We start from the raw sequence: 15,271 nt of genomic DNA, 5'->3' as shown, positions 1-15,271 counted from the left end.
CGGGGCCGGCGCGACGGGCCGGCCGCCCGGGTCACGGGCACTGGCGCACATGCCCCTGGACCTGGCCGGAAAACCCTTTTCGCAGGCCGTCGGCACCAGCCTGACCCCCGGACGCCGCCCGGGGCCGCCACGCCACGCCGGTCGCGCCCGGTCCGGCCCACCCGTTGGGCCCGCCCGGCGCCGGCCCCGGTGGCGCCGCCCCCTGACCGGTGGCTCGGCGCGGTGCCGGCCGGGTGCGGCGGTCCGGGGCCGGAGAGCCGACCGCCGAGCCGGGCGCCGGGGTCAGGCTGAGGCGACCCGCGCGCGGCAGCCCTGATCGGTGGGCCGGGTGCGGCGGCCCGGGACCGGTGAGTCGGGAGTGGTGCTCCGGGGCCGGTCGGTCCGGGGAGGCGGGCCGGGGCGGGTGAGGCGTGCCACGGCCGGGCAGCGGTGGCGGAAAACGCCCTTGGCTGGACGCACCGGCCCATGATGCGGTGAGGCCGACGGACCGCCCCATACGTGTAGGAATCCGCCGAGCGGCAACGCGCAGGTATGACCCGGATGCGCCGCCGGCGTATCCCTCACCCTTTCACCCCTCAGTGGAGGAAGCGAACATGTCACGCACTCGCCTGATACGGCGCGGCGTTCTGCCCCTGTTAGCCCTCGCCCTCACCGCCGCCGCACCGGCCGCGGCCCACCAGGAAACGCGCGCCGCCGGGGAGAGCGTCCCCACCCGCAGCGGCAGCCCGGATTCCGCCGTCGACCGGGTCGCGGACTTCTACGGCACCTACATCGATGTGGTCCAGGACCGCGGGCGCGGTGACCTGACCGACGGGCTGCGGGAGCACTACCTCACCGAGAAGCTCCGCACCGAGCTGGACGCCTGGGAGCGCGACCACCGCGCCGACGGGGTGCTGCGCTCCCGCGAGGTCCCCTCGTCCTGGCGCGTCACCTACGACGAGTCGGCCATGGGCCACACCTGGACCACCGTCCGGCTCTCCTGGGGCGACGCGGACCAGCAGCGCCACACGTACCTGACCGTACGGTCGGACCTCGCCACCAAGCGGATCTCCGGTATCGAGACCGGACCGGCCCCCGCCGACGGCTGACCCGGCGCCGTCCGTCCTGCGCGCCGTGTCCACGGGGCCGCCCGCCGGCGGGTGGACCACGGCGCGGGTCACGGGCGGGACGGTGCGCGGCACCCGGGCGCGGCCCGGCCGGCGGCCCGGCGCGGGCCGGCCCGCGCCGGGCCTCCCCCTTCCGCACACCGCACGCGACGCCGGCGCCGTCACGCGGTGGCGCCGCCGGCGACGGTGCCGGTCAGCCGGGTCCACACCTCGCGGACGGGCGCGGGCACCGCGTCCGCCCCACGCGGCAGCAGACGCTCCAGCGGGCCGGTGACCACCGGGCCCAGGGACGCGACGCCCACGGCGGCCGCGACCCCCGCCCAGGCCACCGGGCCGAGCGGGGTGCAACCGAAGAAGTGGCTGACCCCGGGCGTCTGCACCAGCGCGAACAGCGCCGCCGCGGAACCGGCCACGGTGGTGAGTACCAGCGGGCTGCGGCGACGGCCGGCCAGGGTCTGCACCAGCTGGGCGCCGACCAGCCCGCACAGCGCCATGGTGCTGGTCCGGCGCGCGGTGCCGGGGGTGAGGCTGCCCAGCAGCCAGGCGGTGCCCGCCCCCAGCGATGTGGTGATGCCGCGCCGGCGGATCTTCCGCGTCAGGGGGTCGCCGAGCGCGCTGATCCCCGGCCGGGCCGGGCCCGTCCCGGTGTCCTGCCCGGTCGTTTCCCCGGACCCTCCGCCGGTTGCCTCTCCGGCCTCCGGCTCGTTCTGCGGCTCGTCCTGCGGGGTGACCGCCACGGCCATCGCCGGGAACATGTCGGTGAGCAGGTTGACCAGCAGCATCTGACGGGTGGACAGCGGCGAGGCGCCGGACAGCAGCGTGCCGAGCACCGTGAAGCCCACCTCGCCGGCGTTGCCCCCGGTCAGGATGGCGACCGCGTCGGCCACACTGCGCCACAGCGCCCGCCCCTCCTCGACGGCGGCGATCAGCGGGGTGAGTTCGTCGTCGGTGAGCACCAGGTCGGCGGCGTTGCGGGCGGCGGCCGAGCCACGGGCGGCGACGCCGACCCCGACGTCGGCGGCGCGGATGGCCGCCGCGTCGTTGGCCCCGTCCCCCACCATCGCCACCACCCGGCCGGCCTCCCGGAGCGCCTCGACCACCTGGAGCTTCTGTTCCGGCGCCACCCGGGCGATCACCCCGCAGCCGGCCAGCAGCCGGGCCCGGCCGGCCCGGTCGGTCGCGGTCAGCTCCTCCCCGGTGACCACCGTGACGTCCTTCGGCCAGCCCAGGTCGAGGGCGATGGCGCGGGCGGTGTGCGGGTGGTCGCCGGTGAGCATGACCGGCCGCACCCCGGCCCCGAGCAACTCCGCCACCAGGGGGGCGGAGCCGGCGCGCGGGGTGTCGGCCAGCGCCACGAAACCGGCCGGTTCCATGTCCTCCAGGGGCCGCTCCAGCGCGCCGTCCACCTCCTCGGGGGCCAGCCGCCGCCGGGCGACGGCGATGATGCGCAGCCCCTCGTCGGCCAGGTCGCGTACCGCCCCGGGCACGTCCGTGCCGCCGCCGGTTCCCGCGCAGGCGGGCAGCACCACCTCCGGCGCGCCCTTGACGACCAGCCAGGTGGTGCCGTCGGTGTCCCGGGCGACGGCTCCGGCGTAGCTCCGGCTGGCCTCGAACGGCAGGGCGTCCAGGCGCTGCCAGCCGGTGTCCTCGGGCGCCGCGGCCAGCACGGCGGCGTCGGTGGCGTGTGCCTGGGCGGCGCCGTCGCCGGGCGGCGGGCAGGCCAGCGCCGCCCACCGGAGCACCTCCCGGGTGCCGGGGGTGTCCGCCGCCTCGGTGGTGCCGTCCGCGGTGACGGTGCGGGAGACGTGCAGCCGGTTCTCGGTGAGCGTGCCGGTCTTGTCGAAGCAGATGGTGTCCATCCGCCCCAGCGCCTCCAGCGCCCTCGGGGTGCGCACCAGCACACCGCGGCGGCTCAGCCGGCGGGCGGCGGCCATCTGGGCCACGGTCGCCACCAGCGGCAGGCCCTCGGGCACCGCGGCCACCGCGACCGCCACCCCGCCGCTCAGCGCCTCCCGGGCGGGCCGGCCGCGCAGCAGGGACAGCGCGGTGACCGCGGCGCCGCCGGCCAGGGTCAGCGGAAGGACCTTGCGGGTCAGTTCGTGGAGTCGCGCCTGGACGCCGCCGGCCGGCCGGCTGCGGGCGGCGAGGTGGGCGGCGCGGCCGGCCTCGGTCTGCTCGCCGGTGCCGACCACCACCGCCCGGGCCCGGCCGGCGACCACCGTGGTGCCCTCGAAGACCATGCAGCGGCGCTCCGCCAGCTCCGCGCGGGGGGTGGCGCCGGTCTCCTTGGTGACCGGCAGCGACTCGCCGGTCAGCGCGGACTCGTCCACCTCCAGTCCGTCCACCTCCAGCAGCCGGGCGTCGGCGGGCACCACGTCCCCGGTGCGCAGCTCGATGACCTCGCCGGGCTTCAGTCCGGCGGCCTCCACGGTGACCGCGTCGGCCTCGTCGGCGTGTTCGTCCACCCGGCGGGCCCGGCGGCGCTGTCCGGCGGCCAGTGAGGTCAGCGCACGCTCGGCACGGAGCCGCTGCACGCCGCCGACCAGGGCGTTGACGCCCATGGCGCCGGCCACCAGCAGGGCGTCCACCGGCGCGCCCAACACCGCGGAGGCCGCCGCCCCGACGGCCAGCAGCGGGGTGAGCGGGTCGTCCAGTTCGGCCCGGACCGCGGACAGCAGCCGGGCCGGCAGCCGGGCGGGGGCGAGCACCGGCAGCCGCAGCGCCCGGTCGGCGGTGGTGCGTACGGCGCTCCGCGCGGCGGTCCATCCGCCGCCCGCCCGCCGGGGCGTACCGGCCAGCCGGGCCCGTACCTCCTCCGGCCGCAGCGCGTGCCAGGCCACCTGGGGCCGGGGGCGGGGCGGGGGCGCGGCGGCGACGCGGACGGCGGCGCGCCGGCCGGTCAGCAGCGCGGCCGCCGCCGCGGCGTTCACCGGGCCGATCCGGCGGCCGAGGGCGAGCCAGGAGCGGCCGGGCCGTGAGGCGCCGCTCATCACCATCAGTCCGGCCAGTGCCGCGCCGGCCTGGGCGAGGGTGCGGGACCGCCGCCCGGCCTCGCGTGCCGCGGGGATGGCGGACAGCAGCCGCCACACGCCTTCCGGACCGTCCTGCACCAGGGCGTCGGCGCCCCAGACCACCGCGGAGCCGTCGTCGGTCAGGGCCACCGCCAGATGGCCCGCCCGCAGCCCGGCGAGCAGCGCCCGGCCGCGGTCGTCCAGCCCCTCGGCGGGGGTGCCACCGGCCGGGACGCGGGCCACGGTCATCACCACCGCGCCCTGTTCGCGCAGTTCGGTGACCACGTCGGCGGGGGCCCGGTCCACCGGGACCACCTGGTCCGCCAGCGGGGTGAGGTCGCGCAGCGAGGGGTCGTCGGGGAGGACGACGCGGAGCCCGGCCTGGCGCGCGGCGTCCAGCAGCGCGTCGGCCAGCGGGTCGGGTTCCCAGCCGACGAGCACGGTGCCCACGTCCTCGCCGCGGTGGGAGGCGATCATCCAGCCCGAGGGGCCCGGTTCCGCGCCGGGCGCCGCCAGCAGTTCGACCGCCTCCGGTTCCGTCCCGGGGTCCGCGGCCGGTTCCGACGGGTCCGGGCCGCCGGCGCGGTCGGTGTCACCGGTCCGGCCGGGATCCGCGGCCCGCTCCGGGGTCCCGGTCCCGGCCGGACCGGGGCCCCGGAGCGCGGCGCGGGCGGCGTGCCAGAGCCGGTCGTGGTCCCAGTCCGGCGCGCCGGGGCGGACCTCCAGCACGGTCCGCCGGTCGCCGTGGAGGCTGCCGGGGTGCAGGACGAGGGTGTCCACCCGCTCCAGTTGCCGCAGCCGTTCGGGGTCGCGGACCAGCACGCCCCGCCGGGCCAGCGCCGTGCCCAGGGCGGCGGTGAAGGCGACCGGGCCGTACCGGGCGGCCTTCGGCGACCCGGCGAGCACCGCCCGGGCCGCCTCGTCGGTGCTGCGGGTGAACAGCCAGGTGGCGGCGGCCCCCACCGCGCTGCCGGTCACGGCCTGGTCGGCGTACTCCTGCCCCCTGGTCCGGACGATCCGCGGCCGTGCGATGCGCTGCCCGGAGACCGACACCCGGCCCGGCGCGCACAGCCGGTCGTGGGCCGCGTCGAACGCGGTGCCCCGGGCCAGCGCCTCGGTCAGCTGGACGGTGCGCAGGGCGGCGTCGAGGACGAGCGCGGCCGGTGACTGGCCGAAGCCGTGCACGGCGGCGTTCGCCGCGGCGAGGACCGCTTCGGTGCCGGGGGCGCCGAGCCGCCGCCGCAGCGCGCCCCGGACCCGGGAGTCCTCGCGGAGCAGGGTCATCGCCGCGGTGACCGCGCGCGGCGAGCCGCGCAGCCCGGCGGTGCGCCCGGCCACCGCGGTGACGATCCCGGCGGTGTCGCAGGCGAGCGCCAGGGCCTGCGCGCGCACGTCGCCGGCGGCCCCCGGGTGGGCGCGCTCCAGCACCTGTTCGTCGGGGCGCTCCAGCCCGTACCGGGCGGCCAGCCGCTCCACCCGGTCGGTCACCTCGTCGGTGAACGCCTCCTCGGTGACGCGCACCACCAGCCGCCCCAGCCCGCCGTCCCAGTAGGCGCTCACCACCTCCGGGTGCTCCCGCAGCGTCCGGGCCACCCGCCGGGCGGCGGATTCCGGGGCGCGGTCGCGTCCGGTGGCGGTGTCCGCACCGCGGTCGGGACCGTCGGCGGCGTCCCCGGCGGGCCGCAGCGGCACATGGAGCCGGGAGCCGGTGCGCCAGTCCCCCGGCGTCATCGCGTTGCGGGCCACCCGGCCGGCCCCGGCCGCCGCGGTGGCCACCCCGGTCGTGGTCCGCAGTCCGGCCTGTGCGGCCTCGACCGCGAGCCGGGCGGCGATCCCCGCCGCCGGGGCGACCCAACCCAGGGCCCGGGCCGGCCCGCCCGGCGCTTCGTCAGTCGGTGTCCTGCTCGGACGTGTCGGCAACCGCAGCACGATGCTCCAACCTTCGGCAGACGGACCTGGACAGGGGGCCGCCGCCGGGGCGCGGCGGCGGCAGGTCCGTCGTCTACCCCCGGTCCCCGGACCGATACGCCCCTGTTCCGGGCGCGCCGGAGCACTCCGCCGGCGGCCGGGCGCCCCGGTCACGCGCGGGTGCCGAGTTCCGCGCGGGCCCGGCGTGGGTCCCGGCGCAGGGCCCTGCCCGGGTGTCCCGGCAGCCGGGCCCGGGTACCGGCGGCGTGCGCGCCCTCCGTGGCGGGCGTGCCCTCAGGGCGGCCGCGGGGGGTGGCGGGCGGCGGGCGTGCCGCACCTTCCGGGACGGGGCGCCGGGCGTACCGCGCTCCGGGAAGGGCGGGCCGAGGTGCGGTGGCCGGGGGCGTGCCCGGCCACCGGGAGCGGGCCGGGCACGTACTCCGCACCGGGCGGGGGCGGGTGCCTGCCGCCCCCGCCCGGGCCGGCGGGTACTGGGGGCCCGCTCCCCGAGGTGCCGGACCGGTCGGTGACGCGCTGTTTGTGGCAACCGGGCCGAGGCTGGCGAGGACGTGTGAGCCCTGCCGTTCGTATCGGACGGTCAGGCGGCGGTGGCCGAAGAGCCGAGCGATCGGCCCCTCGATCTTCCAGCGATGCCGCCCCCGGGGTTCGCCGGGTTCTGCGCCTGGTCGCGCGATGCGCGCGACGAGCCCACGCTCACACAGCCGGCCCAGGTGTTCGGCGGAGAAGTACGCCTCGTCCGCGCGGGGTTTCCGCACTCACGACCGGCATCATGCCGCTCGACGATCACGTCACGTCACGTGGGACAGCCTTCTCAGGCTCGGTCGGTACGGACCGTCCCTGCGGCCTTCTCGATCTTGGTGAAGGAGGCGGCACGGGCTTCCTCGTCGATCGGCTGCTCGTTCTCGGCGCGCACCCCGGTCCGGCCGTCGACGCCCTCGCGCAGGATGTCGGCATGCCCGGTATGCCGGATGGTCTCGCCGAGGACGTGCACCATGACGGCGAACAGGTTGGTGTTCGGACAAGGCTCCGACCACCAGGGCACGTGGCCGGGGGCATCGAGGGCAAGCTCGTTGATCGTGGCGTCCGAGTGCTCCCATGTGCGCCGGTAGAACCCGATGATCTGATCGCGCGTCTCGTCCTCGGCCGCCCAGTGATCGCTGCCGTCCGAGTCCTGCCACCGGCACAGCGGTTCCGGAGAAGGGCGGTCGAAGACCTCGCCGAAGTACCTGGCCTCCACCGTGGCCACGTGTTTGACCAGGCCGAGGAGGTTGGTCCCGGTCGCTGTCAGAGGCCGGCGCGCGTCGTATTCGGACAAGCCGTCGAGCTTCCAGAGCAGCGCCTCACGGTCCCGCCGCAGTCTCTTGTGCAGGTTGTCCTTCGCAAACTCGTCGATCATGCGGCACGAGCCTGCCACCGGCTGCTCACGGCCTCAAGATCCCATAGGTGCCCGCGACGACCGGCGAGGCCGTGGCTTCTGCAAGTGACACCAGCCACGCCGGCGTTCCTGCACGCGGCCCGGAAGAGTGACCGCACCGGATGACCGCTGTCCACCGCGCTGGCTCGGGCGGCGTACGGGTTGCCGCGGGCGGTGGCCCGGCCGGGGCAGGGCCGGAACATCGGACCGGCGGCCGGCAGGCTCCGGCCGAGGCCGGCCACGTGCTCAGGCGGTCGGCCCAGAGGGGACGCTCAGGCGGTCGGTCCAGGGGTGGGGGCCGTAGGAGAGGGTGATCGCGTCGGCGAGCCAGCGCCGCTGCGGGGCGGAGAGCACGGGCAGCACCGCCTCGAAGTCCGTCTCGTCCTTCGGCCGCGGGCTGCGGGCCTTGTAGTACAGCTGCACCTCCGGCACGAGATAGGGCGTGCCGTCGGCGGTGCGGGCCCCCAGGTCCCGGACCGGCCTGCGCACCCGGACGTCCCGCCGGGAGGTCCAGTCGGGCCCGTCGGACTCGTCGAGCATCAGCTGTACCCGCCAGGGCTCGTCCGGACCGGGGCGGCACCAGATGTCGTGCACCCCGACCGGCAGGACCTCGCCCGGGGCCCACGGCCGCAGGCGGCCCGGTGGATCCGCGCACCACCACTCCCAGCCGGCCAGCACCCGCTGGGCCGCCGCCTGGTCGCGCCGGAGCATCAGCACGTCGATGTCGCCGTGGCCGCGGAGGCGGTGTCCCACCGCGAGTTCGATCGCCACTCCCCCGGCCACCCACCAGCGGCCGTCGAGCGGAGCGAACCACCGGACGACGTCGGCCGTCGACGCGGGCTCCCAGGTGCCGTACGGTGCGCGGTCATCGGTCACGCCGGCATCCTGCCACGCCCGAGCGGCCGCCGCGGCGAGCACCGGTCCGGACGCGGGGCCGGCCACCTGACCCGGTACACCCCTCGGTCCCGGTGTCGCGGGCGGGCGGCCGGCCCGGACGGCAAACGACGCAGGGCCCGGGCCTTCCGGTGCGAACCGGAAGGCCCGGGCCCGTGGTGTCCGTCCCGCCGAGGGGGGAGCGGGACGGAGACGGATCAGCGGCGGCCGCCGCTCTCCTGGCCGCCCTTGCGGCCGGCCTCGGAGGCCCGCTGACGGTCGTTGGCGAAGTTCCCGCCGCTCTCGTGGCCGCCCTTGCGGCCCGCCTCCGCGGCGCGCTGCGGGTCGTTGGCGAAATTGCCCCCGCTCGCGTGCCCGCCCTTGCGGCCCGCTTCGGAGGCCCGCCGGCGGTCGTTGGCGAAGTTCCCGCCGCTCTCGTGGCCGCCCTTGCGGCCCGCCTCCGCGGCGCGCTGCCGGTCGTTGGCGAAGTTTCCGGGGTTGCCGGAGTTACCGGAGTTGGTGGACGCAGCCATGACTGCTCCTTCCTCCCTGGGTACAGCTCCTTGCACCACTCCTGCTGCCCGACCCCCTCGGGGATATGCCAGGAAATTTCCCCCGATTCACACTTTGCGGTAACTGACGGAATGCCAGGTAAGGGGCGGTTGACCGCTCGCCGTCGCAGGTACGCCCGGCGGCCCGGACCGGCGGCGGCTGCCATCCGCGCCCGCAGCCGGGCGGGCGGACCGGGGCCGGGGACCGGCCGCAATGAGCCCTGCCGCACCGGCTCAGAGTCCGGTCGCCCCGTCGATGCGTTCCCGCAGCAGGTCGGCGTGGCCGTTGTGCCGGGCGTACTCCTCGATCATGTGGAGGAGCACCCAGCGCAGCGACACCGTCCCGCGCCACCCGTCCTCGCCGGTGACGTCCAGGTGCGGCGCCCCGGCGGCGAAGCGTCGGGCGAAGGCCACCTCGGAGTGCCAGGCCTCCCAGGCGGCGCCCACCGCGCCCGGGCCGGGGGTGGCCCCGTCGAAGTCACCGTCCGGGTCGTCGGGCGAGGAGAACAGGGCCGGGGCGTCCTGTCCGGCCAGGACGCGCCGGAACCAGCGGCGTTCCACGTCGGCCAGGTGCCGTACCAGCCCCAGCAGCGAGAGGGTGGAGGGCGCCACCGGCCGCAGGAAGAGTTCCGGTCCCAGTCCGGAGCACTTCAGCTCCAGGGTGGCGCGCTGGGCCTCCAGCATGTCCAGGAGCATGGGGCGTTCGGCTCCGGTGGCCGGGCCGCCGAACCGCCGGTCGCTGCCGGGGCCGGCGAACAGCTCGGCCCTTCTCGCGCGGGCACGGGACGTCATGAACCCATCATGGCCCCCGCCCCCAAGGCGCGGAAGATCGGGTCCGGCGGCGACGCCCGCCGCGGTGGACGGGCCGGCGCGCACCCGGACGTCCGGGGCGCACCTCGGGACCGCTCCGCGCCGCGGGCGGTGGCGCGCGGGGGCACGCCGGGGCCCGGCGGTGGCCTCCGGCGCGCGGCCGGGCGCGGACCGCCGGCACGGGAACCGCCGGTGCGCGGCGCCGGTCAGTAAAGCGGCACCGAGGCGCTGACGCGTTTGCCGCCGCCCGGCAGCCGGCTCACGCTCACCGTGGAGGAGAGCCGGCATACCATCGGCCAGCCGTGTCCGCCGGGCATCTCCGCGGTGGCCCCGGCGTCCCGGGGCAGCGCGTCGCTGGCGTCCTCGACCACGATCAGCATCTGGCCGTCCTGGACCGCCGCCCGGCACGCGGTGATCCCGCCGCCGTGCCGGATCGCGTTGGTGGCCAGCTCCGAGGTGACCAGCAACGCGTCGGTGACGGCCCGCTCCGGGACCGGCTGTGGCTGCCGGAGCAGCAGCTCGCGCACCGCGTCCCGTGCGTCCGCCGCCGACTGCGGCGGCCTGGTACTACCGACCCGTTGTGGCCCGGTGGTCGTCATCTCCTACCCCCGTAGGTCCGGCGGTGCTGTGTCTCTCCTGCCCGGTGGCGGCTCCGCCGGACGACGTCCCGCGTGTCGGACATTCGCCCCGCGGGACCCGGTGGGGCCGACCGTGCCATCGGGGGCGCTACAGCAACCCTAGGCGCCCGGCCCGCCGTCGCAAAGGCTGAGATGTTCCGCACGCCACAGGCATGACCCGGCGGAGAACGGGAAGCGGCGTCAGTACCCCGGGGCTCGCCATCGACAGTGCATTTTCACTGGAGGAAGGATTCACCGTGACCACGGCAGTCGCTGCGCAGACCACGACGACCTCTGAGGCCGTGCGAGGCGAGCCGCCCACGGGTGACGCGTCCCGGCCCGGCGCGCCCTTTGCCTCCTCCGGTCCCCTGGAGATCGCCGACCCGCAGAGCGTTTCGCCCCGCGATGCCCGTGATCTCACCAAGGTGTTCCTGGAACGCCTGGCGGCACTGGAGGAGGGGACGGCGGAGTACCAGTACGTCCGCAACACCCTCATCGAGATGAACATGTCGCTGGTGAGGTACGCCGCCGGCCGGTTCCGCGCCCGGGCCGAGGAGATGGAGGACCTCGTCCAGGTCGGCATGATCGGGCTCATCAAGGCGATCGACCGGTTCGATCTCTCCCGGAATGTGGAGTTCGTCACGTTCGCGGTGCCGTGCATCGTCGGGGAGATGAAGCGCTTCTTCCGGGACACCACCTGGGCGGTGCACGTTCCCCGGCGCCTTCAGGAGGCCCGGGTCGAGCTGGCCAAGGCCACCGAGGAGCTGACCAGCCGGCTGGGCCGCGCCCCGAAGGTGGCCGAACTGGCCACCCTGATGAACCTGTCGGAGGAGGAGGTCATCGAGGCGCAGGTGGCCGCCAACGGCTACAACACCGCCTCGCTGGAGGCCGTCGTGGGTGGCGAGGGCGACCGGGACGGGGAGGCGGCGCTGGTGGACTTCATCGGCGTCGAGGACCCGGCCCTGGACCTGATGGAGAACTGCCACGCCCTCGGCCCGCTCATCGCCCAGCTGAGCGACCGGGACCGGCTGATCCTCCGGCTGCGGTTCGCCGAGGAGAAGACGCAGTCGCAGATCGGCGAGGAGCTGGGCGTCTCCCAGATGCACGTCTCCCGGCTGCTCTCCCGCATCCTCGGCCGGTTGCGGGCGGGGCTGCTGGGCACCGCCTGAACCCTCCCCCGCCCGGCCGCCTCTCCTTCCCGCGGCCGCTCCCCGCACCCCGTACCGACCGACCCCCGTGCCCCGCAGGCCGAACCCCCGCGGAGCACGGGGGTTCCGGCGTGTGACCACCCGGCCTGCGACCACCCGTCCGCCGGCGTGCGGTCACGCGACGGGCGGGTGTGCGGGCACCGGCGGGCCGGCCCCGTGCGCGGGGGCGCCGTCCGGCCGTGACGGGACCGCGGCCCGGTCGGGCCCGGAACCCGCTCCGCGCCCGGCCGGGCCGCACCGGCCCCGGGGGACGGCCTGCGGCCGGGCCCGCGCTCACTAGGCTGCGCGCATGACCGATGCGATGTCCCCTGCCGGTACGGCCGGTTACGGCGAGGCCGCCGAGGCGCTCGTGGAGCAGTACGAGAGCGTGTCCTTCGCCGACGTGCACCGCGAGGCGCTGCACCTCTTCCCCACCCGGCCCTCCACCGTGGTGGACATCGGCGCCGGCAGCGGGCGCGACGCCGCCGCCCTGGCCGCGCTCGGCCACCGGGTGGTGGCCGTGGAACCGACGCCCGAGCTGCGCCGCCTGGGTCGGCGGCGCCACGCGGACCGGGAGATCGAGTGGCTCGACGACGCGTTGCCCGGGCTGCCCGCGCTGACCGTGCTCCGGGACCGGGACCCGCGCTTCGCCCGGGGCTTCGACCTGGTCCTGCTCACCGCCGTGTGGATGCACCTGGACGAGGCGCAGCGGCGGGAGGCCATGGGAAGGCTGGCCGCCCTGCTCGCCCCGGCCGGGCAGCTCCTGCTGACGCTGCGGCACGGTCCGGTGCCGGCCGGCCGCCGGATGTTCGACGTCTCGGCGCGGGAGACGGCCGAGCTGGCCGGCCGCCACGGGATGGGCGTGGTCCACCGCAGTGAACGGGAGGACCTGCACGGGCGGGCCGGCGTGCGGTGGAGCCGCCTGGGACTGCGGCGGGGCACCGGAACCGGGTGACCGACGGCCCACCGGGCACCGGCACCATGAGCGGCCGCCCACCGGCTCCCGGCCCGGCGCCGGGTGACCGGCCGGCCCGCCGGGCACCGGCACCGTGAGCGGCCGCCCACCAAGTCCCGCCCGGGGCGCCGGCCGCGCCGGGACACCCGCCGGACCGCCCCCGGCCCGGGTCCGGGCCGGTCCGGGTCAACGGTCAGCGGTCAGCGCAGTTCGACGCCGACCAGGCAGGTGTCGTCGTCGGTGTCGGACCGGCTGTGCGTGAGGACCCGGTCCAGGTAGGTGTCCAGGTCGCCCGGGTGCTTCCCGGCGGTGCCGACGAGCTGGCCCAGCGAGTGCTCCACCGAGCGGTCCCGCCGCTCCACCAGTCCGTCGGTGTACATCAGCAGCCGGTCGTCGGGGTCGAGCCGCAGCAGGTGCTCCTCGTAGCGGGCCTCGGGCACCGCGCCGAGCAGGATGCCCTCCGGCAGCGGCAGGGCGGTGGCCTCACCGCCCCGCACCAGCACCGGCGGCAGGTGGCCGGCCCGCGCCCAGCGCAGTGACCGGTCCTCGGGGTCGAACAGGCCGCACACCGCGGTCGCGGTGATCTGCGAGGTCAGGTAGTGCGCCACGGTGTTGAGCCAGGTGAGCAGCTGCGCCGGACCCGCCCCGGTGACGGCCAGGCCGCGCAGCGCGTTGCGGAGCACCACCATGCTGGTGGCCGCCTCGATGCCGTGGCCGGCGACGTCGCCCACGCACAGCAGCACCTGTCCCGAGGGGAGGACCACCGCGTCGTACCAGTCGCCGCCGACCAGGTGCTCGGTCTCGGCCGGCCGGTAGCGCACGGCCACCCGCAGGTTCGGCGCCAGGATCGGGCCGCGGGCGGGCGGCATGATGGCGTGCTGCAACTGCAGGGCCAGCCGGTTGCGTTCGGCGGCCTGCGCCTCGGTGTGCGCCAGCTGGTCGCGGGTGACCGCCAGGGCCACCTCGGTCCAGTGCTGGGAGGAGATGTCCTGGTAGGCGCCGCGGACGGCCACCAGACGGCCGCCCGCCCCCAACACCGGCTCGGCGACCAGCCGGATGTGGCGGGTCACCCCGTCCGGCCGGCGCAGCCGCAGCGCGGCGGAGGCGGGACGGCGGTGGTGCAGCAGGGTGCGCAGGAAGCGCCGGATGGCGGCCGAGTCGTCGGGGTGCGCGTGGCCGGGCAGCTGTTCCAGGGGGACCGGGAGGGCGGTGACCGGCAGCCCGTACAGGTGGTACAGCTGGCTGTTCCAGACGATCTCCCCGGTCTCCAGGTTCTCCTCGAACCCGCCGATCCGGCCCAGCCGCTGGGCGTGCTGGAGGAGGTTGGCGAGCCGGGCCGCCTCGCTCTCGATCCGCCATATCAGCAGGACGCCGTCGCCGTGCCGGCTGATGCTCACGCCCGTGACGGCGGTCACCGGCACCTGGCCGACCAGCGCGGTCAGCGCCATCCGGTCGGAGCGGAACGGCTCCCCGGTGGCGTGCACCCGCTGCACCTTCTCGAACAGCCCGCCGTCGTCGGCGGCGAGCGGGTACGCCTCCAGCAGCAGCGAGCCGGTGACGGCCGCGCGGGGGCGTCCCGCGGGGTCCACGAAGAGGCTGTTGGCGTGGTGGATGCGGAAGTCCACCAGCCGTCCGTCCGGGCCCAGGTGGGGCCGGAGCACCAGGGCGGGGTCGTGCAGCCCGCCGGCGAGGTCCACCAGCTCCGCCAGGTCCCGGTCGCGCCGGCCGGCGCCCGCGCCGCGCGGCGTCGGGTGCTCCTCCAGGGTGTGGGCGCACAGTTCGGCCAGCGCCTCCAGCTGCCGTTCGATGCGCGGCGGCTGCGGTTCCAGCTCCTGCGGCCAGCCGATCTCCAGCACCCCGGTGATCCGGCCGCCGGTCCCGGTGGGCACCGCCACCCGGCCGCCGTCGGGGAACTCGCGGTAGCCGATCGACGGCAGACCGGTACGCGACAGGCTGCCGACCTGGACCAGCCGTAGTTCGGTGAGCGCGCGGCGGGCGACCGTGGCCACCCCGGGCGGGACGTAGTGCCAGCGGGCGGCCTCCTCGTCGGAGAAGCCCGCGTACCCGGCCAGGGTGAGCGAGGAGTCCCCGTCGGCCGCCCAGACCGCGACCGCGGTGGCGCCCAGCGGGACGAGCGCGTGGGCGAGGATCGACTCGGCGACGGCCTGGGTGTCGTCGGCGGCCAGGGCGCCGCTCTCCGCGGTGCGCAGCCGGACCGCCACCGAGGCGGGCTCGGTGTCCTCCGGCCGGTGGACCGCGGGCCGGTCCGCCGGGGCCCGGCGGCTCGCCGAGACCCGGGCCAGGAACTCCCCGGCCGCCTCGGCGAGGCGGTCCTGGGACGCCTGGTTGACGATGTCGGCGGCGAGTTCCAGCTGGGTCACCCCGGCGCCCTGGGCGAGCGCCACGAGCTGCCGGGCCGCCTCGGCGGGCCCGCAGCGCAGCCGTTCCACCAGGACGCCCTTGGCCATCTCCACCAGGGCACGGCCGTCGGCGGCGGCGTGCGCCCGGCGCACCTCGTGCCGCAGCCGCTCCACCGTGGCGGCGAGGCGGCCGATCCCCGACTCCTCGTCCTCCGGGCCCTCCGGCACCGGCCGGTCGTGCCCCTGCCGGACCGTCGCCGGCGTGCCGCCGGGCGCGTCGGCGCCGGGCAGCGGCGGCCGGGCGGCGGGCACCGCGAGGCCGCCCGGCGCCACGGGGGACGCGGCCGGCGTCTCACCGTGGACCGCCGGGTCCTGGTGCCGCTGGGGGTCTTCCACTGCACTGCTCCTCACGGGATCGCACCGGGGGCCGCGGTCGGTGGCCGGCCCGGTACGGGGTG

At 77.0% G+C, this 15,271-nt stretch carries 10 protein-coding genes; 3 read left to right on the top strand and 7 right to left on the bottom strand.

Going from position 1 to position 15,271, the window contains the following annotated elements:
- The first annotated feature begins 593 nt into the window (after positions 1-593).
- A complete protein-coding gene (locus tag IHE55_RS26210) occupies positions 594-1,088 on the top strand; it encodes a hypothetical protein (protein WP_232265701.1) in 495 nt (164 codons plus the stop codon).
- Between the two features lie 179 nt (positions 1,089-1,267).
- Here the strand turns inward: IHE55_RS26210 and IHE55_RS26205 are convergent, their stop codons facing one another.
- The 6 genes from IHE55_RS26205 to IHE55_RS26180 all read right to left on the bottom strand — a co-directional run bounded on the left by IHE55_RS26205 (position 1,268) and on the right by IHE55_RS26180 (position 10,293).
- Positions 1,268-6,046: an HAD-IC family P-type ATPase gene (locus IHE55_RS26205; RefSeq protein WP_372442730.1), complete on the bottom strand. Its 4,779-nt coding sequence runs from the start codon at positions 6,044-6,046 to the stop codon at positions 1,268-1,270.
- An 811-nt stretch (positions 6,047-6,857) separates the two neighbouring features.
- Positions 6,858-7,442: a DinB family protein gene (locus IHE55_RS26200; protein ID WP_197991282.1), complete on the bottom strand. Its 585-nt coding sequence runs from the start codon at positions 7,440-7,442 to the stop codon at positions 6,858-6,860.
- A gap of 264 nt (positions 7,443-7,706) precedes the next feature.
- Complete coding sequence (locus IHE55_RS26195) at positions 7,707-8,336, bottom strand: nucleotidyltransferase domain-containing protein (protein WP_197991281.1); 630 nt, start codon at positions 8,334-8,336, stop codon at positions 7,707-7,709.
- Between the two features lie 215 nt (positions 8,337-8,551).
- Positions 8,552-8,866 carry a con-10 family general stress protein gene (locus tag IHE55_RS33260; RefSeq protein ID WP_197991280.1) on the bottom strand — a complete coding sequence of 105 codons (315 nt, stop codon included), beginning with the start codon at positions 8,864-8,866 and terminating at the stop codon, positions 8,552-8,554.
- 252 nt (positions 8,867-9,118) lie between these two features.
- Positions 9,119-9,676, bottom strand: a complete 558-nt coding sequence (locus tag IHE55_RS26185; RefSeq protein WP_197991279.1) for a DinB family protein — start codon at positions 9,674-9,676, stop codon at positions 9,119-9,121.
- A 224-nt stretch (positions 9,677-9,900) separates the two neighbouring features.
- Positions 9,901-10,293: an ATP-binding protein gene (locus IHE55_RS26180; protein WP_197991278.1), complete on the bottom strand. Its 393-nt coding sequence runs from the start codon at positions 10,291-10,293 to the stop codon at positions 9,901-9,903.
- Positions 10,294-10,679: 386 nt separating this feature from the next.
- Between IHE55_RS26180 and IHE55_RS26175 the strand changes: the two genes are divergently transcribed.
- Together IHE55_RS26175 and IHE55_RS26170 are read left to right on the top strand one after the other, a co-directional pair.
- Entirely contained in the window at positions 10,680-11,480 is an 801-nt protein-coding gene (locus tag IHE55_RS26175; protein WP_232266854.1) for an RNA polymerase sigma factor SigF, read from the top strand.
- A gap of 328 nt (positions 11,481-11,808) precedes the next feature.
- Positions 11,809-12,453 (top strand): class I SAM-dependent methyltransferase, encoded by a 645-nt coding sequence (locus tag IHE55_RS26170; protein ID WP_197991276.1) that lies wholly within the window; start codon positions 11,809-11,811, stop codon positions 12,451-12,453.
- Positions 12,454-12,653: 200 nt separating this feature from the next.
- Here IHE55_RS26170 and IHE55_RS26165 read toward each other — a convergent pair whose 3' ends face one another.
- Positions 12,654-15,209 (bottom strand): SpoIIE family protein phosphatase, encoded by a 2,556-nt coding sequence (locus tag IHE55_RS26165; RefSeq protein ID WP_372442729.1) that lies wholly within the window; start codon positions 15,207-15,209, stop codon positions 12,654-12,656.
- Positions 15,210-15,271 lie beyond the last annotated feature (62 nt).

The organism is Streptomyces pactum (genome assembly GCF_016031615.1).
GTDB lineage: Bacteria > Actinomycetota > Actinomycetes > Streptomycetales > Streptomycetaceae > Streptomyces > Streptomyces pactus.
Note: the sequence above shows the minus strand (reverse complement) of the source record. Positions and strands in the feature narration are given on the sequence as shown.

What these genes read in the sequence shown, in the direction of transcription:
- IHE55_RS26210 (WP_232265701.1), top strand. Translation starts at nt 594, where the DNA reads ATGTCACGCACTCGCCTGATACGGCGCGGCGTTCTGCCCCTGTTAGCC.
- IHE55_RS26200 (WP_197991282.1), bottom strand. Translation starts at nt 7,442, where the DNA reads ATGATCGACGAGTTTGCGAAGGACAACCTGCACAAGAGACTGCGGCGG.
- IHE55_RS33260 (WP_197991280.1), bottom strand. Translation starts at nt 8,866, where the DNA reads ATGGCTGCGTCCACCAACTCCGGTAACTCCGGCAACCCCGGAAACTTC.
- IHE55_RS26185 (WP_197991279.1), bottom strand. Translation starts at nt 9,676, where the DNA reads ATGACGTCCCGTGCCCGCGCGAGAAGGGCCGAGCTGTTCGCCGGCCCC.
- IHE55_RS26180 (WP_197991278.1), bottom strand. Translation starts at nt 10,293, where the DNA reads ATGACGACCACCGGGCCACAACGGGTCGGTAGTACCAGGCCGCCGCAG.
- IHE55_RS26170 (WP_197991276.1), top strand. Translation starts at nt 11,809, where the DNA reads ATGACCGATGCGATGTCCCCTGCCGGTACGGCCGGTTACGGCGAGGCC.